This window comes from Bacillus sp. MM2020_4, from assembly GCF_011250555.1.
Lineage (GTDB): Bacteria > Bacillota > Bacilli > Bacillales > Cytobacillaceae > Neobacillus.
Genome location: NZ_JAANMZ010000042.1, coordinates 1 through 23,953 on the forward strand (window position 1 = coordinate 1; position 23,953 = coordinate 23,953).

General features: G+C 43.7%; 14 protein-coding genes and 1 rRNA gene. 10 read left to right on the top strand and 5 right to left on the bottom strand.

Going from position 1 to position 23,953, the window contains the following annotated elements:
• The first annotated feature begins 8 nt into the window (after window positions 1-8).
• The 10 genes from rrf to G6554_RS20115 all read left to right on the top strand — a co-directional run bounded on the left by rrf (window position 9) and on the right by G6554_RS20115 (window position 15,300).
• Window positions 9-125 (top strand): 5S ribosomal RNA (gene rrf, locus G6554_RS20070).
• A gap of 485 nt (window positions 126-610) precedes the next feature.
• A complete protein-coding gene (essC, locus tag G6554_RS20075; protein ID WP_166245121.1) occupies window positions 611-5,236 on the top strand; it encodes a type VII secretion protein EssC in 4,626 nt (1,541 codons plus the stop codon).
• The gene (locus G6554_RS20080) at window positions 5,229-5,480 is read left to right on the top strand and encodes a methyltransferase (RefSeq protein ID WP_166245123.1); all 252 of its coding nucleotides are present in this window, start codon (window positions 5,229-5,231) and stop codon (window positions 5,478-5,480) included. The genes essC and G6554_RS20080 overlap by 8 nt, the downstream gene beginning before the upstream one ends.
• A 56-nt stretch (window positions 5,481-5,536) precedes the next feature.
• On the top strand, window positions 5,537-5,839 hold the full coding sequence (locus G6554_RS20085) for a WXG100 family type VII secretion target (protein ID WP_166245125.1): 303 nt from the start codon (window positions 5,537-5,539) through the stop codon (window positions 5,837-5,839).
• Window positions 5,840-5,877: 38 nt separating this feature from the next.
• Window positions 5,878-6,180: a pore-forming ESAT-6 family protein gene (locus G6554_RS20090; protein ID WP_166245127.1), complete on the top strand. Its 303-nt coding sequence runs from the start codon at window positions 5,878-5,880 to the stop codon at window positions 6,178-6,180.
• A gap of 82 nt (window positions 6,181-6,262) precedes the next feature.
• A complete protein-coding gene (locus G6554_RS20095) occupies window positions 6,263-7,528 on the top strand; it encodes an FHA domain-containing protein (RefSeq protein WP_166245129.1) in 1,266 nt (421 codons plus the stop codon).
• 100 nt (window positions 7,529-7,628) lie between these two features.
• Window positions 7,629-8,408: a PP2C family protein-serine/threonine phosphatase gene (locus tag G6554_RS20100; RefSeq protein ID WP_166245131.1), complete on the top strand. Its 780-nt coding sequence runs from the start codon at window positions 7,629-7,631 to the stop codon at window positions 8,406-8,408.
• 6 nt (window positions 8,409-8,414) lie between these two features.
• Window positions 8,415-10,364, top strand: a complete 1,950-nt coding sequence (locus tag G6554_RS20105) for a serine/threonine-protein kinase (RefSeq protein ID WP_166245133.1) — start codon at window positions 8,415-8,417, stop codon at window positions 10,362-10,364.
• A gap of 1 nt (window position 10,365) precedes the next feature.
• The gene (locus tag G6554_RS20110) at window positions 10,366-10,878 is read left to right on the top strand and encodes a hypothetical protein (RefSeq protein WP_166245135.1); all 513 of its coding nucleotides are present in this window, start codon (window positions 10,366-10,368) and stop codon (window positions 10,876-10,878) included.
• A 15-nt stretch (window positions 10,879-10,893) separates the two neighbouring features.
• A complete protein-coding gene (locus G6554_RS20115; RefSeq protein WP_166245137.1) occupies window positions 10,894-15,300 on the top strand; it encodes an Ig-like domain repeat protein in 4,407 nt (1,468 codons plus the stop codon).
• A gap of 278 nt (window positions 15,301-15,578) precedes the next feature.
• Here the strand turns inward: G6554_RS20115 and G6554_RS20120 are convergent, their stop codons facing one another.
• The 5 genes from G6554_RS20120 to G6554_RS20140 are packed head-to-tail and all read right to left on the bottom strand — an operon-like array spanning window position 15,579 to window position 23,953.
• A complete protein-coding gene (locus G6554_RS20120; RefSeq protein WP_166245139.1) occupies window positions 15,579-18,377 on the bottom strand; it encodes a GAP1-N2 domain-containing protein in 2,799 nt (932 codons plus the stop codon).
• Window positions 18,374-19,642 (bottom strand): TRAFAC clade GTPase domain-containing protein, encoded by a 1,269-nt coding sequence (locus G6554_RS20125; protein ID WP_166245141.1) that lies wholly within the window; start codon window positions 19,640-19,642, stop codon window positions 18,374-18,376. The genes G6554_RS20120 and G6554_RS20125 overlap by 4 nt, the downstream gene beginning before the upstream one ends.
• A gap of 13 nt (window positions 19,643-19,655) precedes the next feature.
• Window positions 19,656-20,294, bottom strand: a complete 639-nt coding sequence (locus tag G6554_RS20130) for a beta-mannanase (protein ID WP_166245143.1) — start codon at window positions 20,292-20,294, stop codon at window positions 19,656-19,658.
• 33 nt (window positions 20,295-20,327) lie between these two features.
• Window positions 20,328-21,569 carry a vWA domain-containing protein gene (locus G6554_RS20135; protein ID WP_166245145.1) on the bottom strand — a complete coding sequence of 414 codons (1,242 nt, stop codon included), beginning with the start codon at window positions 21,567-21,569 and terminating at the stop codon, window positions 20,328-20,330.
• A 26-nt stretch (window positions 21,570-21,595) separates the two neighbouring features.
• On the bottom strand, window positions 21,596-23,953 hold the full coding sequence (locus G6554_RS20140) for a hypothetical protein (RefSeq protein WP_166245147.1): 2,358 nt from the start codon (window positions 23,951-23,953) through the stop codon (window positions 21,596-21,598).

Below are 23,953 nucleotides of genomic sequence, written 5' to 3' on the forward strand. Positions count from 1 at the left end.
TAAATTAGTCTGGTAATTATGGCGAGAAGGTCACACCCGTTCCCATACCGAACACGGAAGTTAAGCTTCTCAGCGCCGATGGTAGTTGGGGCATGCGCCCCTGTGAGAGTAGGACGTTGCCAGGCACGAAAAAGGACAGCTGATCCAGCTGTTCTTTTTTGTGTTTTTTTCCATTAAGGAGAAGATTCCGCTAACCTAGCACTTTATTCCGCCAAACCTCTAAGGAATTCCGCCAACTTCACTATTAATTCCGCCAACTTGAGTCATAGTTCCGCCAATTTCAAAGAAAATTCCGCCAACCTTCACGATTACCATCAAAACTTTTTAAAACCGCCAACCTATCCAATCGCAAACCAATGGTTGAGAAAAATGAAGTAAGATTGATAGAATACAATCCATATAAAGATACCCTTCAAAATGGTTCCATCGACCCATTAGTAAAGGAAATTCGCCCTATTAAGAAAATGGTATGATAAAGAAGTAAAATTTTTACAAGGAGCACATAATTGGGATCATAGCTCACGTAAGATACCTAGGAATAGTCACTATTAAACGAAAAATAAATAATAGATAACCTGAGATTTTTGCAAGGATTAGGGAGAGACTTACATTGATTTTAACGTTATTTGACCGGCAAAAGGCATTTACCTTTGTTCTGCCGGAGCGAGTCACCGGACGGTATGTACTGACAACAGAGAACCATGATGGCGTAAAAAGAGAAATGATGGCGATTGAGGCTGAGGAGGGACAATGGTTTTTAAAGTCTAATAAATCTGCCCAATTACATAATGCTGAAGGTCAAAAAGTCAGTAAGCAGCACATTGAACCATTTAGTACCTACACGATTAAACGGGAAACTGCTACGCCCTCACTGCTATATGTTGCACCAGCGGATCCGGACCAAAATATCTATACAAAGCACTACACCACCACAACTAAAGTAAAAATTGGCCGCTCGAAGGACAGTCAGATTTGTTTTGCCAATAAGTTAGTATCAAGCTCGCATTGTGAGATTGACTATAGGACAAGTGGCGGTGCAGTCATTCGTGACCTGCAAAGTTCGAATGGTACTTATGTGAACGGGGAAAGAGTGACGGAGCACACGTTAGAAATTGGCGATGTTATCTACATAATGGGTTTAAAAATTATTTTTAATGGAAACTTGTTGTCGTTAAACAATCCGCACCAGCTCGTGTTTCTTGAGCGGAATGCGTTTCAGCCACTAAAGGTTGAACAGCCTCTCCCTGAAAATGAAGAGGAGCTTGAGGAGTTTCTACAAGAAGACGAGACAACCGATCTTTTTTTCCGTTCTCCTCGTTTCAAAAGGGACATTACCACAACCGAGATTAAAATTGATCCTCCGCCGCTGCCGGTGAACCAGGAAGAAACCCCTTTAATGCTGCTATTAGGCCCGTCGCTTACAATGGGGATGGCCTCACTCTTTATGGGACTGTTTACCCTGCAAAATGTACTGTCCACGAATGGAGATATCATGATGGCGATGCCGACACTGGTGATGTCCTTTAGTATGCTGGTCGGAACGATTCTTTGGCCTATTTTACAAAAAAGGCATGAGAAAAAGTCCCGGGCCAAGCAGGAAAACATAAGACTGGAGAAATATCGTGCTTACCTGGTGGAAATGGCAGCAGTCATGGAGGAAGAAAAGAAACGGCAAAGTGAGATTTTGCATGAGAACCATGTCCCCATTGGCCATTGTGTTGCACGGATTCAGGCACGGCAGCGGAACTTGTGGGAACGGTCGCTAGGCCAGGATGATTTTTTAAAGCTGCGTTTGGGCCTTGGAAATTTGCCCTTGAATGCGGTTATCAAATTTCCGGAAAAACGTTTTAGCGTCGCGGATGATGAGCTGCAGGGGGAGCTGCAAAAACTTGCGTCAGCCCCTAAGTTCTTAAAGGAAGTCCCTGTAACGATTTCCCTTTTTGAAGAGAGGATAAGCGGGATTATTGGCGGCAGGGATAAGGTGATGAGGTTTGTGGAGGGCTTGATTTTCCAATTAACGTCCTTACATAGCTATGATGAATTAAAGATGGTGTTTGTATACGACGGACATGAGCAGGATAGGTGGGGATTTGTCAAATGGCTGCCGCATGTGTGGGATGATGCGAAAAGCATCCGATACATTGCTACAAACGCCAATGAATTGAAGGAATTGTCAGCTGTTCTTGAAAAAGAAATGGCCCAGCGTCAGGCCATGGCAGACGATGAATTAGCAAATGGTACACAGCATTATGTCATTTTTTCAATGGATCAGAATTTGGCGGCAAAGGCGGAAATGTTTACGATGTTGTTACGCTCGAAAAAGAACATCGGCTTCAGCTTGGTTGCCCTTTATGATGAATTGAAAAATTTGCCGAAGGAATGTTCAGCTGTCATTGAATTGGACGATGAAACAGCAAAGGTGTTTGATAAGGATGATATTACCGGTCAGTTTACCGGATTTTGTCCCGATATTCATTTACAGGATGAACCTGAGAAACTTGCGATTCAACTAAGCAACATCAGCCTTGCTTCGTTAAATAAGGCTTATTCGCTACCGGAAATGCTCACTTTTTTAGAGATGTTTGGGGTTAGTAAAATTGAGCATCTCAACGTGCTGACAAAATGGAAGGAAAATGATCCGGTGAAGACGCTGGAAGCGCCAATCGGGGTGGATCAGGCGGGTGAATTATGTAAGCTTGACCTCCATGAAAAATTCCACGGTCCACACGGCCTGATTGCCGGGATGACCGGGTCGGGGAAAAGTGAATTTATCATGACATTTATTTTGTCACTTGCGGTGAACTATCACCCTAATGAAGTGGCATTTATTTTAATCGACTATAAAGGCGGCGGCATGGCGAATGCGTTCGTAAATCTGCCGCATCTTGCCGGGACGATAACCAACCTCGACGGAGCAGCTGTCAAACGCTCGCTGATTTCGATACAAAGTGAGCTGAAGCGGCGCCAGTCCATTTTTAGTGAAACAAGCAAACGGGTCAATGAAAGCAATATTGATATTTATAAATATCAGAAGCTCTACCGCGAGGGCAGGGTCACTGAGCCGCTGCAGCATTTGTTTATTATTTCCGATGAATTTGCCGAGTTGAAGACCCAACAGCCGGAATTCATGGATCAGCTTGTCAGTGCTGCAAGGATTGGTCGGAGCTTGGGGATTCACCTGATTCTGGCGACACAGAAGCCGTCGGGGGTTGTCGATGATCAAATATGGAGTAACAGTAAATTTAGAATCAGCTTGAAGGTACAGGAGAAAGCGGACAGTATGGAGGTCATCAAGCGACCGGACGCAGCGGAATTATCGACAACAGGCCGATTCTATCTGCAGGTGGGCTTTAATGAAGTGTTTATGCTTGGGCAGTCAGCTTGGGGCGGGGCACCCTATTATCCTGCGGAAAAAATGAAGAAACACGTCGATGACAGCATCGTGGTCATTGACCATCTTGGTCGTGTCCTTAAGAGTGCCCGAATGGACAAACGCAAGACACTAGTGAAGAATCCCCCGAAGCAATTGGATGAAATCACGAACTATCTGGCTCATTTGGCTTCCCAGGAAGAGATTAAGGTAAAACAGCTCTGGCTTGAACCGATTCCGAGCGAGATTTTCCTCGGAAAATTGCATGAGAAATATCGCGTAACAGTGGAACGAAGCCATCTGTTACATCCGGTAATCGGCGAATACGATGACCCGGCCACTCAAAGCCAGCACATTCTAAGACTGCCAATCACAACGGAAGGCAACACCGTCCTATATGGTGTCGCAGGCAGCGGTAAAACCACTTTCTTGGCAACGATGATTTATTCACTCATGGAGGAGCATACACCGGAGGAGGTTAACCTCTATCTCTTGGATTTCAGCAGCGAAACCTTAAGCAGGTTCAGCGAAGCACCGCATGTCGGTGATGTCGTTCTCTCCTATGAAAGTGAGAAAATCACGAATTTGTTTAGAATGTTAACAACTGAAATTGAACGTAGGAAAAAATGCTTCGCGAAGTATGGCGGTGATTTTGGTACCTATAACCGCTTGGCGAATCAGCCGCTCGCTTCGATTGTTGTCGTCATTCATAATTATGCTGCTTTTTCCGAGATGTATGAGGACTATGAAGAATCAATCTCTTTCTTGACACGTGAAGGGCTTAAATACGGGATCTACTTTGTTGTTACCGCGGCTAATACGGGAGCCATCCGCTATCGTCTGCTGCAAAACTTTAAGCAACTGTTTGTCCTGCAATTAAACGATACAACGGAATACTCAGGTGTATTGGGAAGCGTCGATGGAGTCTATCCATCGAAACATAAAGGCCGCGGGATTTTTAAAACGGACGGTGTCTATGAATTCCAGACCGCACTTATTACCGATGTAACAACGGATATGTACCGGTTTATGACAAATTATTGCGTGGAACAAAACAAGAAGTGGCAGAAAGCAAGAGCAAGAAGAATTCCGATTCTGCCTGAAAAAGTCGACCGAGATTATCTTGCGGCGGGTGAATTTCAATCGAAGCAGCCGGGGACTATTCCAGTAGCGGTTGAGAAAAACGCACTGGCAATTTCATATTTTGACTTTACCGAATCCTTTGTGAATCTTGTGCTTACAGGTACTAACGATGAGGAATGCACGGACTTTATTCAAGGTTCTGCTGAGATGCTCGCAGCAAGCGGCGGAAGCGAAGTCATTGCCATTGACCCGCACAATAGCTTCCGTAGGGATGCAAACCGCAGCTATCGCTATGTGACAGGGGGTCAAGCAATCGAAGAGACGGTTGTCTATCTATTCAATACACTTGTCTACCGTCATAACACAACAAAGGATGCGCTGGCAGAAGGCGTGATGCCACCTGTGTTTGCACCGATTTTCTGTGTGATGGATTCGTTCATTGATATGAATAATGCCTTATCCGCAGATGGCAAGGATAAGCTTTCAGTCTTTTTAGATAAAGGCAGTTCGCTCGCTGTTCACCTGATTATCAGCGATCAGGCCGACCGCATCAACACGATTTCGTATGAAGGCTGGTTTAAAAACCATGTATCGCAATGTGATGGCATTTGGGTCGGCGGCGGTATAACGAATCAATTTGTCTTAAAGACGAATAAGACGACAAGCGATATGTATCAGGAAATGCCAGCTGGCTTTGGGTACGTCATTAAGAAAGGAAAGCCGGTATTAGTGAAGCTGCTGTCTTCAGCGGCAGTGAATGAGGAGGAGGTAGTGTATGGATAAGGTGTTAGTGGAAGTGTTTATCCCCGCTGCCAATCAGACATTTGATATCTTCCTCCCACGGAAAAGCAAGCTTCACGAAGTGGTTCTTTTAGTAGCGAATACCATGACAGAGCTGTCGCAAGGGTATTTTATCGGCACCGAGCATACTGTTCTTTGCAGCAGAAAGACAGGGGAAATCTATGACATCAATACCACTGTAGAAGAACTTGGCATCAAGAACGGTACGAAACTGATGCTGCTGTAAGGCAAACCATTAGTGGAAATCACCAATATGAAAAAATTTGAAAGGGGGTGTTCAGAATGGCTAGATCGATTATGGTAGATCCAGCAAAGCTTGAAAAAGCGGCAACAAGTATTGATCAACAAGCGGCTGATTATGAAAGACTCTATAAATCTTTGTTTTCGGAAGTTGAAGCAATGGGTGCTGCCTGGCAAGGGGCAGATAATCTTGCCTATGTGAATCAAATTAAAGGCTTTACCGATGATTTCACGAAAATGAAAGCAAAAATGGATGAGTTCTCTCATTTCCTTAAAACATCTGCAAAAACGTATCGTGATACACAAAACGAAGTCATTAGCGGTGCGAAGCGACTTTCGAACTAATCTTTTCTTCAAATGATAAAAATCAGGGGGTGGAACGCATGACAATTGAAGGAGTTAAGATCTCGCTTGGCGAAGTCAGTAAAACGGCCAGCCAAATCAGAAATTTAAACAATAACTTATATGTCAGATTACAAGATATTAAGAAAGAAATGAATGCACTATCGCAAACTTGGAATAGTGATGCGTCCAATACGATTCGCGCTAATTTCAATGCATTCTCCGCACGTTTTGATAACTATCGAGATGTGGTTGAGAGTTATGCCAAGTTTTTGGATGGAACGGTTACCAATTACGATGCGACAGAAGCAGCGATTAATAATAATGCCAGTCAATTTAAGTAATCGTTATAACATGGAGGGAGAGGTGCCAAAATGTGCCTACTTCCATGTAAGTTCGAATTTTTAAAAAAGGGGTCGGACAGCCTTGATCAAACAAATTGATTTTAATTTGGAGAATTGCCGGGAATATTTATTTTATCAGGTGAGCAGCGATGAGGAAGTAGCAAAGAATGAAATTGGCCTATTGGAAAATAGTCAAGTATTCGGTTTGTTGTCAATGGTTGTGATCGAAAAAAAGAAAGAAATTTCCTTTCGGTATGATTTGTCTTCATGGGAACATATTAAACCATTATTCTATAAAGGTTTCTCGAAGGAACGGTTATACAAGTTTCTATTACATATAGTAGAAACCCTGCTTCATTCAAAAAAAATTGGCTTGCGGCTCGGCAATATTGTGGCCGATAAAAGGCATATTTATATTGATCCGTTATCGGGCAGACCGTTATTTTTTTACTTGCCGATTAAAGAAAATCGCTATGAAACCGGCACTGTAAAGGAGTTCTTAATAAGTTTACTAGGGATGGCACCGTATGATGAGGAAGATGATTTGAGTTTCTTTATAAAAATTCATAATTATCTTGTTCGGGCGGAAGAGGAGATTGATTTGCTCCATTTTAGGGGGATGATTGAAGAATTGGGTAAAGATTTGGTGGAATCATTACCCATGCATAATATTACGGAAGTGGTTAGAAGAAAGGATTTTACTGCAGAACCAGCCAGAAAGAGTATTGGTTTTTACAGTCCAGGCAATGCTGAACTTCTTCTTGAAGATCAAAACAAGGTCACAGCCTCCAAGAAAAAGAGTGTGAAAGGGAATCAGCAAAAAGGCCCTAAGCTTGAAATTGAGGAAGAAATTCAGTACAAACGGGTAACGAGAACAGAGCTTGGAGAGTACAAAGCTGCCGGTTTTGAAGCGGCGGCCGCGATCGCCGGGACACAAATACATATTGTGCCTGGTAATGGAAAAGGAATGGCGGCTGAAATAGGTCTCCAGGATGAAGGGACAACCGTTTTAGGCGTAACGGATGTGGGAACTACCACACTTGGGGAAGAGGCCTCGATGCCGTTTCTACTTACCCTTACCACTCAAGAGAAAATCACGATTGGGAAAGACGTATTTAAACTTGGACGTGATCCAAAGAATGCCGATTATCAGTCAAGTAATAAAGCGGTGGGCCGTATCCACGCCCATATCCTAACGGAAAATGGCGAATACTTTTTAAAGGACAACCGCTCCACCAATGGGAGCTTTGTCAACGATATTAAGCTTGCCAAGAGTGAAAAGGTAAAAATCAAACATGAGGACCGAATAACACTAGCAAATGAAGAGTTTGTTTTTAAGTTATTTTAATACGTTTTTTTCTGTAAAATAGAGACCTTTTTCGATTCGCTGATAGAACGATCAAAATCGCCGATAGACCAAAATACTTCATAAGAAAGGCGGTGGGTACATGTCTTTTCAAATGGCCTACCATACTGACGCCGGAATTAAAAAGAAAACCAATCAGGATGCCTTGCTGCTTAAAACGGCACAAACTCGAAAGGGGCGGGTTGGTCTGTTTATCGTATGTGACGGCATGGGCGGGCTTACGCAAGGGGAATTGGCGAGTGCAACCGTCATCAGAGGGATGTCCGACTGGTTTGACACTGAGCTGCCAAAGATCCTCCTATCCGATAACAATCAGCTGGAAACGGAAATCATACAACAATTAGCATATCGCGTGAATGCCCTTAATCGAAGAATTTTAGATTATGGAGAAGCGGCCAATCTCAAGCTTGGTACCACCATCACCGCTCTATTGATTGTGCAAACGAACTATTTCCTTTTACACATCGGTGACAGTAGAGCCTACCGGATCCACAAAAATCTATTCCCATTAACAAAAGATCAAACGTTAGTGGCAAGGGAATTGGAGCGGGGCAATATCACAGAAGAACAGGCAAAAGTCGATCCGCGCCGAAATGTTCTGTTGCAATGTGTAGGCGCCACACCGGAACTAGAGCTTGCCATCACACAAGGTGAGGTAAAAGAGGGAGATTTGTTCATGCTATGCACCGATGGTTTTTACCATGAAATCAGTGAAGAAGAGATGTTTGCCAGTTTGAAACCGGACTCTTTTTCAAATGAAACCCAGATGAAGGAAACGGTTGTGGGGCTCGTTGAATTAGTAAAGAATCGCAAGGAAACCGATAATATCACTGTTCTACTAACGAAAGTAACACCGGGGTGATGCGCCTTGATTAAAATCGGCACAATAATTGATGAACGCTATGAAATATTGAAAGAAATCGGCCGTGGCGGCATGAGTATAATCTATCTTGCGATGGATAACAGACTCAAGAAATCGCTGGTCGTAAAGGATATCCGCAAGCGGGCCAACAAGGATGATGAGTTGCTGATTAACAGCCTTGTTGTGGAGGCCAATATGTTAAAAAGGTTGGACCATGGTGCGCTGCCGCGGATCTATGATGTCATCGACCGCCAAGGTGAAATTTATGTGGTCATGGATTATATCGAAGGCGAATCGCTAAAGGAAAAGCTGGTGCGCGAGAAAATCGCCTCCGCTGATGAGGTCATCGATTGGGCGAAGCAGTTGAGCGATGTGCTCGGTTACCTTCATACACGAAAGCCGAACCCGATTATTTATCGCGATATGAAGCCTGATAATATCATGCTGACCCCTGAAGGGAAAATCAAGCTGATCGATTTTGGGATCGCCAGGGAGTTTAAAACAGAAAATACGACCGATACTACGAATCTCGGGACAAAGGGATACGCAGCCCCTGAGCAATTATCCGGCAAGCAATCGGATGAACGGACCGATATTTATAGTTTAGGTGTGACACTCTATCATTTAGTGACGGGAAAAACCTTGAGTGACCCGCCCTATGAATTGAGGCCCATTCGATCGTGGAACACGGCACTGCCGGAGGGTCTAGAACATATAATTGCCAAGTGTACCCACGCAGAACCCAGCCATCGGTATCAAAGCTGCGCGGAACTGGCCCATGATTTGCTGAACATTAACAAATTAACCCAGGGCTATAAACACAAGCTTTATAAAAAGTTAGGTCTATTTCTAATTCCGGCTCTCCTCTTTCTCGGATTTTCCACGACGTCCGTCTTTGGCTACAAAGGGATGAAGAATGAACAGCTCCAGGATTATTTGAGCCTAATTAATGAGGCAAACAGCGATATTCAAAATGGCCGGAATGCCGAGGCAAGCAAAATTCTCGAACAGGCGATAAAACTTGATAAGGGCAGGGCTATGGCCTATAACAATTTACTAGATATGTATATTCAAAACGGGGAAGCAGATAAGGGCCTGTCGAATATTGAAAGATATATGGATGATGGCTATGGACATATTGATCGAAATAGCGAGGTTCTCTTTAAAGTAGGAATGACCTATTTCGACGTGGAAAAAGATTATATTCGGGCTGAGGATTTTTTTAACAAGGTCAACCCAGAAGATAAGCCGGAAGTAGAGTATTACCGTACATTAGCTGCGACAATGGGAAGTTTAAATATCGACTATCATAAGTTTGCCGGTGATTTGGATGCCTTTGAAAAATTTACCGATAAAGCCCGTAATGATGCTAAAAAAATTGATAACTACCATTCATTAGCGAATATTTACTTATCGTATAAAGCGCAAATTCCAGATGCCAATAAGAAGGCTATTCAATTAGTCAAAAAGGCAAATGATGTCCTAATCAAATTAGACGATGATTTCTTAACAAGCAAATATGCACAAGATTTTGAGCGGAAACTGGCACAGGCCTACTACAGTAAAGGAATTAATTCACAGGATAAAACGGCAGCGGTTAGTGATTTTGAGGAAGCCATTCGTCTGTATACCAATCTTCTTGATTACCGAGAGGAATTGAATAAAGAGGAGGATATGCTTAAAATTGGCACGATCTACGAAGAATTGGGTAAGCGTGAGCAGGCTGCTGAACAATACGAGCGTACGATCACGGATTTCCCTACTAGTCTTAATGCCTATACAAAACTAGGAAACTTGTTGCTCGATATCGAACAGCCGAAAGAGGATCGGAATTATTCGGCAGCTATACAGGTGTACGAGCAGGCAGCCCAATTAAAGGATGCCGATCAGGATGAGGGTTTTAAGAAACTGACAAGAAGGTACGTGAATTTGAATCTTGTCGGGCAGGGGGGATAATGTGAACTTTCAACTCATGTTTTATGGCGGCATTGCCGGTGCTATCCTCTCGCTCATTCTTTCGATTATTGTTTTTATAAAAATGAACATTTCAGAGGTATTTGAGGATTTAACAGGATTTAACATTCACAAATGGGCTAAAAAATGGCAGCAACGCAGACGTTCCCGTCAAGAACAGTTCAATAAGCCGATCACAAGGGAGATTCAGCCCCGCCGTGATGTTGAACTGGAAGTAGCCGTGACAGGAACAGGAAGCGATGGCGATTCTACCGAGCTTTTGATAGAAGCTGCGGCGCCTACTGAGCTTCTTGCAGAAGCTGAAGCTGCCGCAGACGAAACAGAACCGCTCTCAACTGATGCGGCAGCAACGGAGCTGTTATTCGTGGAATCGGACGAGACCGAATGGTTGACTGAAGAAGCGGAAGAAACAACTGTACTAGCAGAATCGGGTTCTACCAGTCACTTTAGGAAAGAACGAGACGTGGTCATTGTCCATACAGATGCAACCATATAAAAGGAGATTTTAAGGATGGGAGAATGGATCAATAAAAACTATAGGCAGCATAAATGGCTGGTATGGACGAGCTTTTTTACCATCATGCTCATCTTTGCTTTTATTTTTACGAATCATGTCTTATCGCAAAACGAGACAACGAGAGTCATCAAATTCAATGATCAAACCTGGGATATCGATAAAGATCCTAATCCGGCGTGGTTTTCGAACCAAAAGGATGTTGTGACGTTTACCGTCGACTTGAAAGAGGATTATCAAAATTACCTTACTTCTCTAAAGGAGTCTAAACAAGACGGAGCAACGACGCCTAAAGAAGTGGAGCAGCCATTTATCCTAAACGCTACTTATGATGGAAAAACGGCAGGCGATGTGAAGGTAAGTAAAATTCTCGATGCTGCATCGGCTTTTCAAGGCGAGTATAAAGTGGAAATCCCCCTGCCTTCAGATAGGGACAGTCTATTAGATGTAACGGTCGATTTTGCTGACAATACCTGGGGCTTCACTGCCAAACCAGCTATATTCAGCATTGAAAGGGATACAGTTACGCCAAAAATCAACCTTTCCGGGATCAATAAATCAATCTACACGGAAAGAGATGGTATCGTCGTTTTAAATCTGGAAGTAGTGGAAAAGAACTTCACACATGATCAGGTATCGGCCCTCGTTGTAGTGGATGAGGACGGAGACGGACAACCAGCAGAGATTCTTTGGGATCAAACGAATAAGAATTTGGGCAAATTGGAGTTCCCTCAGTCAGGAAAATACGATGTTACGGCATTCCTTCGTGACCAAGCAGGAAATGAAAGTGACAAGCAACGTGTTTCGTTTACCATCAATAAAAATGAGCCAAAAATGTCCGGGATCGACCAAGGAGGATACTATCCTAATGATGTGACCGTTACATTTGAAGATGATGGGAAAATCACCAAGGCTGAAGCAAACCTGGTGAGAACACATGATGGTGAAAGCCTTGAACACAAGGTGGATTTTACGCCAACTTTATTTCAGAAAAAAAGGACCGCCACCCTTACGCTTAAAGAGGAAGGTCATTACGAAGGAACCGTAACGATTACCGATAGCCAAGGGCAACCGTTCACCTATCCATTGTCCTTAACCATTGATAAACGCGCACCGGTTATTTCTGTTACAGGTGTTGAGAACAATCAAAAATATAAAGAGAAGAAGACAGTGGCTATCACCATTACCGAAGACCAGCAATTACATGCAGATGCAACGAAGATGACGATGACGAAAAGATCTGTTGGCGGCAAAACAGAAACAATCCCATTACCACCAACCTTTTCCGCTGACAATAAAACAGCATCATTCCAGCAAGAGTTTGCGGATGGACGATATGAATTGACGATTGCAACCAGCGATATTGCCGGCAATGAGGCCGGTAAAAAGGTTCTTTTCACTCTCGACAGCCAAAAACCGGAGCTTGAAGTATCGGTTGGCGGCAAGCCATTACTCAATCAGCAGCATGTTGATAACGGAAGTTTTGCCGTAAGAGCAAGCGATTTAACATTGGATCTAAGTAAAACGATCCTTACGTTAAATCAGAATAAGATCGCCTTGAATGCAGATGTGTCAGGGATGATTGCGACCTCGAAAAAGGATGAAACCTTAGCTGACGGCAAGTATCGTCTTTCCTTCAGCTCGATTGATGGGCTGGAAAATAGCGATTCGATTGGGCCAGTCGACTTTGTCGTTGACACCCAGGCACCTGAAGTGGCTCTTACCGGGATCGAGCCTGGTGCTTTTGTAAACAATGGCACAGTCATCATCACGGTAAAGGAGAAAAATTATCAGACCAACCATGTCACATATCTAGTGGAAAAACGGAGTGGGAATGGTCAATATACGCCTTTCCACGATGACCGGTTTGCAACATGGGAAAATACTGGGGAGACATCAACAGTCGCATTGCCATTTGGAAATAGCGATAATGCTGATGGTGAATACCGTATCACTGTAACTACTAAGGATGCGGCAGGCCATGAAGTAGTAAAGCAAGTGGAATTTACTATTGACGCCACAGCGCCTGTAGTGAAAACCGACTTAAGTGCGGACTTTAATGGGAATCATTTCGCTCAAAAGGGGACCATCTCGATAATCGTCCATGAAAACCAGGAAAATTTTGAGACAAGCGCTGTGACCATTGATGCCAGAAGGAAAAATGGTGAAGACTATGTGCCGGTTGATGGCATTACTGGAACATGGAGCCAGAATCCAGAAAGCTCGGTCTACACGGTTGTTTTTGCAAAAGAAGACCCCCAAAATGAAGGCGATTATCAACTTGTCATCAACGTCAAGGATAAGGCGGGCAATGTGGCAGAGCAACAGTCGCTTTTGTTTACGATTGACCATACTGTCCCAGTCGTGTCCATTGACCCGGCCTTCACTGAAAAGCGTTATTTTAATCAAAATACGGATTTCCAGTTTAAAATCAGTGACACTAATCTGCGGGTAACGGGCAATGAATTGTCTGTGATGAAAGATGGTTCTCCTTTTTCAAAAGCCGGCCAGCTGGCATTGTTGGCTGGAACAAAGGATTCCGGTGTTGGTGCCTATACGTTTACCGAGGATGGTGATTATTCCGTTACCCTCGGAGCCACAGATACGGCGGGGAATGTTGGTGTCCAGGAAAAACGAGCGTTCATTATCGACAAAACAGCACCACGTTTAACGATTACAGGTGTTGATCCTGATGAAAAGAATTACCACTATTACTCTACGGGGAAACAAGTATCGATTACGGCAGAGGATCGGAATTTTGCGCCAAAGGATCTTGAGCTTGTGGTCACAAAGGATGGGAAGGCCCTTTCGCTTGGCGAGTGGAAGAAGGTTTTTGAGGAAACAAAGGTAAACCCATCGCTTTTAGTCAAAGCCCATGTAACGAAGACGCTGACTGAGGATGGAAATTATACGATTTCGCTTGGACTGACGGACAAAGCCGGAAACCGTTCGGTGATTCCGCCCTTTGCCTTTGCGATTGACCAAACCAATCCGGCCATTGAGATTCAAGGTGTAGAGGATCATGCTTTTTATAATACCGATAAAAAAATGGATGTGACCATTAAGGATAAAAACCTTAACTTGAATACCATTAAGGTAACAAGAGATGGCAGCCGCTACGATGCCGGAGATTTCCGTGTCAATGGTGAAACGGCTGCATTCAGTCACATCTTTAGCAATGAGGGCAAATATGAAGTAAATGTCGAGGCCGTTGACCAAGCAGGTAACAGCTTTAGCCGCAGCATGACATTTACGATTGATAAAACCAAGCCAGTGATTACCCCTAAATTTAAGGGTGAAAATCGGGTGATTCAAAATGGCGAGTATATCAATAAAATCTTCACGCCGCAATTTGCCTTAGACCAGCCTGAAGATACCATTGTATCTGTAACCCTGAATGGTGGCGCGGATATCAAGGGGCAAATTCCGACTGTGGCCACAGAAATGGAATATAGCTATCATGTGGTTGCCAAGGATAAAGCCGGAAATGAAACGATACTAGAAATTAGTTTCACTTTAGATACAACAAGACCGAAGCTCGTGATTTCGGGAGTGGTAGATGGCTTCTTTAATAAGAATATTACACCGGAAGTAGAATATTCTGATCTTCATTTGGACAATAACAGTACGTCGGTTACCCTTAATGGCAAGCCCTTTAAGAAGGGGCAGAAGCTAGAAGACGAAAGGGACTATGTCTTAAAAGCGACAATTACCGATTTGGCTAAGAATGTTCATGCAAGAACGATTGTCTTTACAATTGATAAATCGGCACCGGTGATCAGCTTTAAGGAGCCAATTACTGATCAGTATTTTAATAAAAATATCATCCCAGCCTTGCTCATTAAAGATATGAGTGACTATGATATCATTTCCCTCACATTGGACGGGGATCCCTATACGATGGGGTCACCGATTGATACGGAAGGAAAGCATGTTCTATACTTTGAGATCAAGGACAAGGCTGGGAATATCAAGCAGTTAAGTGTCGAATTTATCATCGATAAAAAAAAGCCGAAGGTCGTGTACGAGGGCGTTAAGAAAAACAAGAAGTACACCGAAGCGGTAACGGTGGGAATCCGGCTTGAACATCCGGAGGATACGATTCAATCGTTTACAGTAAATGGCGAATCATTTATGGGTGACGTGGTGACAAAAGATGGAACCCAAGTAATTAAAACGACGCTGAAAGACATCAAGCCGTATGAAATCAAAGTAGTCGCAACCGATAAGGCAGGGAATGAACTGGTATCCATTATGCCTTTCGAAATCGTCGAAAAAAGTGCGGTTGTTAAATTCTATGAAAATAAACCACTCTTTGCCGGAACGATTGCTGCAGGACTGCTTCTGTTATCAGCAGGCGGGGCTGCAATCTTAAGAAGGAGAAAAGTGGAAGAAGACAAATAATAGTACAAAAAGCGATGGATTCTATTGAGTCCATCGCTTTTTGTTTTAGTTGTGCTTATTTTGGGTTTCATTCCGCCAAACATATTGGGAATTCCGCCAAACTAGTGATTAATTCAGCCAAACTGGGCACGGATTCCACCAGACTAGTAATTAATTCCGCCAAACTGACCATTCATTCCGCCAAACGCACAAATCGGAAGCCTCAGCCCCGCCATTTCAATTCAAAATACCATTTTTAGAATAAGAGAGAAAAAAATAGAGCATCCAAAAGGGACGCTCTATTTAGTAACTGCAACAAAGGTTTGCTTCGCTGTTGAGTATTCAAAAACTAATTCCTGCTCACCTTTTGGAATAATAAGTTTCGGCCCAGCTAACTGAACATCCTTGAGGCCTTTAGCGGAATAGAGTAGCTGGAGTGGATCACCTTCCAAATTAAGACTGCTAGTTTTAAAAATCCAAACAAAGGAATCTGACTTTCGATCGCTCATCACCACAACCAGTTCAGAGGTTTGATCTCCATCAAAGTCGTGCAGCATCGTATACATAGAAAAACCAGCCTTGAGCATACCATTGTCAGCAAATGGTGTCCGATCCAATATAGCTGGCAGTTCTAACGGCCACATTTTATTTTGGTCATAATGTAAAATTCCATTGGGATGCTGTTCGCCAAAGGTAATTGTTTCTAGAGTGCCATCCCGATTTATTTCTACTTTTTGGTCAGGATCACCCGTGCTCCATTTTGTAAAAGAATCAAGGGTAATAGAATCGGGATCACTCGTTGTTCCTTTTTTCGTAGAGACAGAAGTCTTACTAGTTTTTTCTGCCATAGGTGGATTGCTTTTTTCGGTAATATAATCAAGTCCAAACCAAGCTCCCCTGCCCACTCCGCCCACAATGAGGAGTGCCATTAGCAGCTTCAGCCCATTCTTTCTAAGGAATTTCACGACAGGACTGGCCGTCTCCGTTTCCACTTCATTCAGTAACCGTTTAAAGCTATTGTTTTTGATTAGGGATAATTCTTTCCTTAGGGCTTTATTCTTCCAAATCGATTTTGGATGGGTGATGAAATACGTTCGTAATGACCTTCTAAAGGTAAAGTCCTGGTCAACAAGGTGAGCATTTTTCTTTATAAAGGAAAGCAATGTTTGGTCATCACTATATTTAATCAAGTAAGCCAGAACCCCTTTATAATCCACGCCATCACTCTCTGTATCAAAAGCAATATACAGTAACGGAATTTTCTCTATAGAAGGTCTGTCCTGTAATAATCTTTGTAGAATAACCCTAAGCTGCTCACGTGCAGAAATTGGTAACGGTTTTAAGCTGTATGAATCAGCCTGTGATGGGAAGCTAATTAATTGATATAGCGTGTTGGTGACCAGATAGTTTTCCCTCACCTTTAAATCCTTCATGTCTCTCACATTCAATTCTTTTGTAAAAATCGCCCCGAATGCTTTGATATCTGCTACTGTCAGCTCCTGCAAGCGGATCGAACGTAATAAGGCAACCATGGCATGTGGCAGCATGTCCTGCTTTAAAAGGCGAGGGTCGATGCTAAACTTCTTCAATGCCAATACAGCATTGAATGGATTCTTTTCAGACTCAACTGCCGCCGTAATTTTTTTTCTTAAAAGAAACATCAGTGGCTCAAGCCCCAGTAAATAGGGGGTTCCGACCAGTTTGTTTACCTCTGCTAGGATGTCGTCCATCCGGATGTACGGTTTGAACCGTTCATCCAGATACCGTTCAAGAAGCTGCTGAGAATCGGGATGTCCAGTCAAAAACAGAATGAGAGCCTCATGGGTAAACTTGTCCTTTTCAATCGCTTGCCATAAATGACCGTAAAGCGGATCATGTTGATAATGGATCAGTGTCTCCAAAAGAAAGGAAAGCACTACATCCGACTGTACAAAGGCATTAATCGCGACCACTGCATGAAGATAATCAAGAGCAAAGGCCTTGTCGGAGACAAATCGTTCTTCCTTTAACAGCTGCAAAAACAATCCTTGTAAATCAGGCTTTTCATCACCGTTTACCTGTAAAAATTTTAGCAAACTTTGCAGAAATCCGATTTTATTTTTTTCATAAAAAGGGGAGTCAGGAAAGGTTAGTGCTAGATAAATATCGGTTAACTGGTAATAGCTTGCTAATTCCAGCGTTTCCCCTTCAGCTAACCCTGTCAAGGCTCTTTCTGCAAATTCAAAAAAGTCATCCATCGGCTCTGATTCGCTAAAATGGTGCATGGCAAAGTCCAAATACTCATGCTGCTGGCCTTTCAGACTAACACCGGAAATCCGGTTATTCGCAAAATCAAAAATGTATTGTTTTTCAATGGCACGATCCCCGCTATTTAATGTTCCCGGTTCAAAAAACATCACATGGAGATAATTCTTTGCGGCAGGTTCACTTGTAAACGTCATTGCCCCTACCTTTCGTCGGTGCGCATAGGGTAAATAAAGATAGAGTAGTTCCAGCAGCTCGAGCGCATATTTCGTATAATCCTTTAAAGGGACATTTAGAGAAATAAACACCTTTTTCTTGCCGGAAATCGATGACATGACAGCGAATAAAAGCTGCTTGACATGATCCTCCGAAATCCCTACAGATGCTAGCCATTCCTTTTTTACAACACGGGAGTCGTACGCAAGAGCCTCCCGCTCTGGCAGGACCTTTCCGAGCGTCGTATCATAGGACGTTTGAAAGTCATTGATTTGAAACAACTTCTCTGGCTGCTTGATCCACTCCTCTTTTCGTCCGGCAGGGATGACATAGTTATGCATAAAATAGGTGCTGCGCGAACCAGTAAAATCAGCGGGTACAAACACGGCCTGGCCGATGACAAGTTCACCGGTTTCCGGCTGAAACAGTGTCACGGCCTCAGGGTAAAGGGAGCGGTCTTTTTCCCCGTGTTCACTTAAAGCTTTAGGTGCATGATACAGACAAAACGGATGTAAATATTTTTTCACAAAGGTGTGATCAAGGCCCTCGGAAATGGCAATCGTGTCGTATCCATCGGTAGCATGAAAGATTCCGCCGCGTTCCCTTGTGTACATTTGCTGCTGAATATTCCCGCTCACAGACCACTTCTCCCTTCGATATAACCCAGCTTATAAAGCAGCCAAATGAAGGGTTCATCGACCCGAATGGGGCTAATAATGCCACTGACCTGCTGATCGACCGGGTTACTGCCGAGTGCTGAAACGGCAAAGTAGGAGGTATCCTTAAAATAAACATCAAGGGCATTAACAAACGGTGTATCGACTTTTGCTAAAAATCTCCTGATTTCTCCATTAATATTTTCATATTCTGCTAAATTAAGGCCGCCCCGGTGGATGACATTGCGAAACACATTACTATTTGTGCTGACATATTCACCATCATCATCCTTCAAAGCATTTAAAAGATCACTCTTCGTTAAGACCACCGCCGTCGGAATATCCGTTTTACTGTTTTCCAGATGGGCAATAAAATCGCCGAACAGGGAGATCACCACTTCACGCGGTTCATCCCCTTGACCAACAATCTTCCCGGGACTTTCCCCCATTTGAAAGATCAGCTTTTCACGTATCGCACGGATCTGCATGGGGTCGACTAAGAATAGAATCCCGGCAGAATTTTTGATATGGGCGGCGTGAAGCTTAAGGTATTCTTTATCGGTCATTCCTTCTCCGGCCACATCGAAAAATACGAGTGTCAGCGGTGCTTGGTCTTCATCTTTAAAAATAAATTGAAAAATAAACGGCTCCTGCCGGTTCGATTTTTCAGTTGATTGCAAGAGGCTTCCATTTTCAAAAAGGGGAATTTCATAGTTTACCCGGAATCGCTTGCTAATCTCATTATCAAGCGGCAGACAGGCGGCATCAAAGTTGTTGGCGGTCACGTGCTGAAGGGTGTGAATCAGCGACGTCATGTATACCGATTTTCCGACCGAGGTGGCGCCCACAATCGAAACGATGTTGCTTGGATGCTTGCCTGCCGTAATCGGCAAGTCATTATGGCACGAAGGGCAGAGGCGATTGCGCGTCACGACTGCATATTTATCAGATACGCCCATGAGAATTCGGTCTGTGTAAAGCTTATTTTCATCGGGGATCATGGAAGGATCAATGATGGCTTCGAGTTCATCAATCGGAGCCAGTCCGAATTTCCCGCGATAGTTGTTTAACCGTTCATCTTCCTGTAATGCCAAGGCCTCATCATCATCACGGTGATGGGCGGCACGGAAGACGACATCCTCATGATGGAATTTGGAAAAACAGTAGGGACAGACAATATCGTAAAATGGTAAACGTTCCTTTGGCGGCTGCTTTTTTTCAAATATTCGTTTTAATAATGTGAACATGATTATGCCCCCTTTACTCAGGAATCAGCTCATAATGCTGAGCGATGTTCTTTCCCGTACTAAAGAAAATTCTAATAAACTCATTTTTATCAATTTCAATTTCCGGTGAGACGGTTTTCCCAGCCGGGAAGTCGCGAACAAACGGATAGGCCGTGCCATCCTCTAGCGAATTTGGCACACCGCCGCTTTTTTTGACATAGACCAGCAGCCCTTTTTCGAGTGGAAGTTCGGTATGGATGGCCATCTTTACTTTTTTACGAGGTTGAAAGAGTTTGTTTTTATATGCAATGGAAAAATAAATCTTCGCCCGCGCCCCCATGATCGTAATCAGATTCTTTTCATCTTCCTGCCTGAAAACAACAAGCTTTCCCTCACGTTTCTGGCAGGGAAAGATGCGGTATAACGTCCGGCCGATCGTATCTAATTTGCTTACATACCCTCGATTGATTTTATATTCCTCACGGGTGTAAAGCTTTACGTCGCGCTCAGCGATTTCATCAGCCGGCTTGAAATTGTCCGAGGCCGTTTTATAAATGTAGACAAAGTCAATTTCGTTTGACCAGAACCAGTTCAGTCGTACCTCGGCATCTTGGATGGTTTGTTTTACATCCTTTATTTCCTGATTAGGGGAAGAAATAGGTTCCCAATTCACCTGCAATCACCCACAATCTATTAAAATCCTTTGCTAAAACGATCTGAAAAAATCAGTTCCAGTCGGCTGCCGACCTGTTGTACCGGAGAATTTTTCACGAATCGGGATTATCATTGTTCCAAGACCGGTCAAGGCCGTTAACAGGATAGCGGCAATCAGGCGATAGGAAAAACCGGATAGGATCGCGGAGCCTTGCAAACCCATCTCGAGTACAAGCCCTGCAAAAATTCCTGAAATCAGCCCAGTCACCGCATAACTTTTTGCCAAATAACGATTATCAAAAATCATGCCAAGCGCTAAGCCAAATAACCCGCCAATGATTGTTATGGAGACCACCCTCAAAATGGCGAGATAAAGGCTGTCTTTGAACAAACCATATCGTTCTGTCGTCAGCAGTCGATCTTGGTTTTCTAAATATATTTTTTCAAATACGTTCGGTAAATCGTTTGCCTTTTTGACATCATGGAAGGAACCGCCCGTACGTGAGGCAATTGATTTCAGGAGCCGGGCACCGTCGTTGTCTATTTTACTCATGCCAATGGTATTAATGATGATTTCCTTGTCTTGGTAGGGTTTAACGACAGCAGCAAGGTCTAGTTTACTGTAGCCATCCGAAAACAAAATCACCATTGGTTTCCTTCCTGGCATGTGGTTGTCATCCATTTCCTTTAAAGCAGTATCTAATGCTGCGGAAATATTCGTCCCCCCATCATAGTGCAATCCCCTAATTTGCACGCGGGCATCCGCGCTCTCATTGTTATCGACGATGGGGAACATCGATTTCGTGACCGCGGCTTTGTCGTTAAACGAAATCACCGAGGCGCGGTGGCCTGGCTTCATATGGTCAATCAGTTTTGCCGCCGCCTTTAGACTTTCGTGTTTCGGATCCGTTTTATTCATGCTGTTGGAAGTATCCAGCACCATGACAATATCATCCGGCGGTTTAACCGGTGAAAAATGAAGAGAATAGAAGAATTGAAATAAAAGTCCGGCAGCAAACAGCATGACGAGAGTGCTAGGGGTGAGGACCTTCCACGATAACCCCGAATATTCCAAACGCCAGCTGCGCCCATTCATCACCGGGTGAATGAGCTCGGCAAGCAAACAGAAAAGGCCGAAGAGAAGGGCCAATTGCCCAAAATAGACGCCCATTAGCAGGAGATTGGGCCAGACGCCATAATAGGTGTTAATCAACCATTCACCACTAATAGCTCCGATGATTCCGGCTATGATACTACATACAAAAAAGAGAATACTAAATTTCCGGACAGGCATAGTTAATGCTCCTTACAAGTTTAGTGCTAAACAGATGTTTCGGCTTTACTGGCGTGAAATTCATAGCCATTTTCAGTGTAGGCCTTATAGTATTTTTCACCGTTACGATAGTACATAAGGTCCCGTAGCCGGAACCCGCCCATTAAGGTCAGTTTTTCCATCCCGCTCGATTTTTTTTCATGGGCACAGCCGACTTTATATTGTCTTGTTTCATATTCTTTTTCCAAAGCGTACTTCATGAATTTGCTATAAAAGTCCCCAAAGAAGTACTTTTCCTCATAGCGATGATCTTGGGTGTAATGAAACACCTCAATGTGGATGGAGGAATTTTCATGGAGGCGCAAATATAATTGCTTAAACAAATCCTCCTTGGATAGAATCTCCCGATTTTCATAGCGCGTCATGACATTAGCCCGCTCTAATAGCTCATCCTCAAAGCTGCGATGGAACTCCTCCTGGGTCAGCACTTCGCGATTGCAGACGAGCAACAAGCGTTCTAGGAGAGTCTTGGGATTGCCGCTTTCCAGTAATGGCAGCAGGTTTCCGAAGAATCGCTCATCTGAGAAGAAATGTGGCCCACGTTTTTCCTTCAGCTTTGCTGTAATTTGGGCAATCACGCCTGCATAATATTCGGCAATATTTTTATCTAACACATCATCTGAATAATAGAGGCTTTCCGCAGCTGCTTGTTTCAGCAAAGACCCTACCTGGTCGATCAGCGCCACTTTCTTCCGTAAAATGGGATGATGTTCCTCCAGCACTGCCCGGTACTGCTTCAAAATGGCCTGTTTCATCTCAAGCTTCAGGATTTCGTACTTTGTACCATAAACCACTTCGACAAAGTAGCGCACAAAGTTGGTTAAATTTTTCTTGTCCGAAAACGGCAGGTAGCTCTTGTTAAATTCACAGTGATCAACCACTTGCTGGTAGTACTGCTCGAGACGGGCTTCTTTATCGATCCGTTCATTTTTCGTTTCGCGTTCCAATTTATTGATTTCATGCAATACACTCATGTCCGTCCCAGGTTTTTCAGAGGTCCAATGAATGGCACAAAATAACCCATATTGTTCATGGTCGATCACATTTTCGTAGAGACAGCGTTCAATATGGGCCCTCATGTTCAATCCTTGTAAATGCTCACGGAGCGGCTCCTCAAAGTTGTTATAAAAGAATAGTTGCGTCCCGCCCTCATACAGATATTCTTCCGCTTCCCTCACCGACATTCTTTTTACCGTTTGATACGAATTCGAAACACCCATCACGCCATTCATGTCCCAGAGTTTTTCGGCAGAGGGAAGGCCTTCATGAAAGTACTTTTGAAAGGATGCCTCGGACAGCTCGAAGAGGTTGAGCACTTTTTCCCGTGGCTGTTGGCTCGCAGCGTTCATTGATTGTAAGAACTCTTTGAAAAAGTGGTGCGCCGCATGGAGGGCTATCGCTTTATTGGGCCTCGTCACTTTTGAAAAGCCGGCAGAAGCATACACAGGTTCCTGCGAGTTGCCTTTCATTCCCCGTTTAAAATCCTGGTGGTGATAGCTGTCCATTTTTTCATGATAGTCGGTAATCATCTTGCGGTTTTTTAATAAATTGAGGTTGCTGATCATTTCAACATTTTGTTGAAAGGCGTCACTGGAAATCAAGCCATCTTCATTTTTATCGCTCAATAAATACACCATGGCAAAGAGCGGGGAAGGAGGATGGCTCACAGGCAGCCTAAGGGAATCCTCGGTCAGCTGTAGCTCTTGCTCAAACGTGTATTCATCGTTTTGATAGTGATCGAGTTCTTTTAAAAAGCTAATCCCTAGGGAGGTGGAGTGGGCAAAGTTCTCGCCATCCTGTTTTTCCTTCATTAATCCGTATAAATCCACTTCGACGAGGCGGAAGGATTCCTGAAGGATGCTTTTTAGCAGCAAGGTCACTTCTTGGATGAGGACATTGGCCGGATCATCAATTCTTGTAACCACGCAAAGGTTCACTTTTTTTAGCGAGGAATATTGCTTCCCGTATTCCGCCATTCTCGATGAAAGCTTTCGAAACATCTTATTGAGTTCGATCCGTTTATTTTCGTCTTGCTGGAAGGCCTCGTGCATCCCTTTGCGCTGGTACTTGCGGTCATCGTTGTCCCCAGGTAGCTGAATGGAGAGCACATTTTCGCCACCGGTTATCGTGTCCTCGTGATAGGCGTGAAAATACAGAACGCCCGAACTGTTCTGCCATTTTTCCTCATTAATCATCATGATGGTCTGCAGGGCATTCTTGACAAGGTCACCAAGGAATAAGAAGATAACCGGATGATTGACACTGCGCTGTTCATTTTCCGACAAGCTGATTTGTTCCAATTGGATCGAAAAGGTGTTGGCATACTTTTGTAAAAGTTCTCGCAA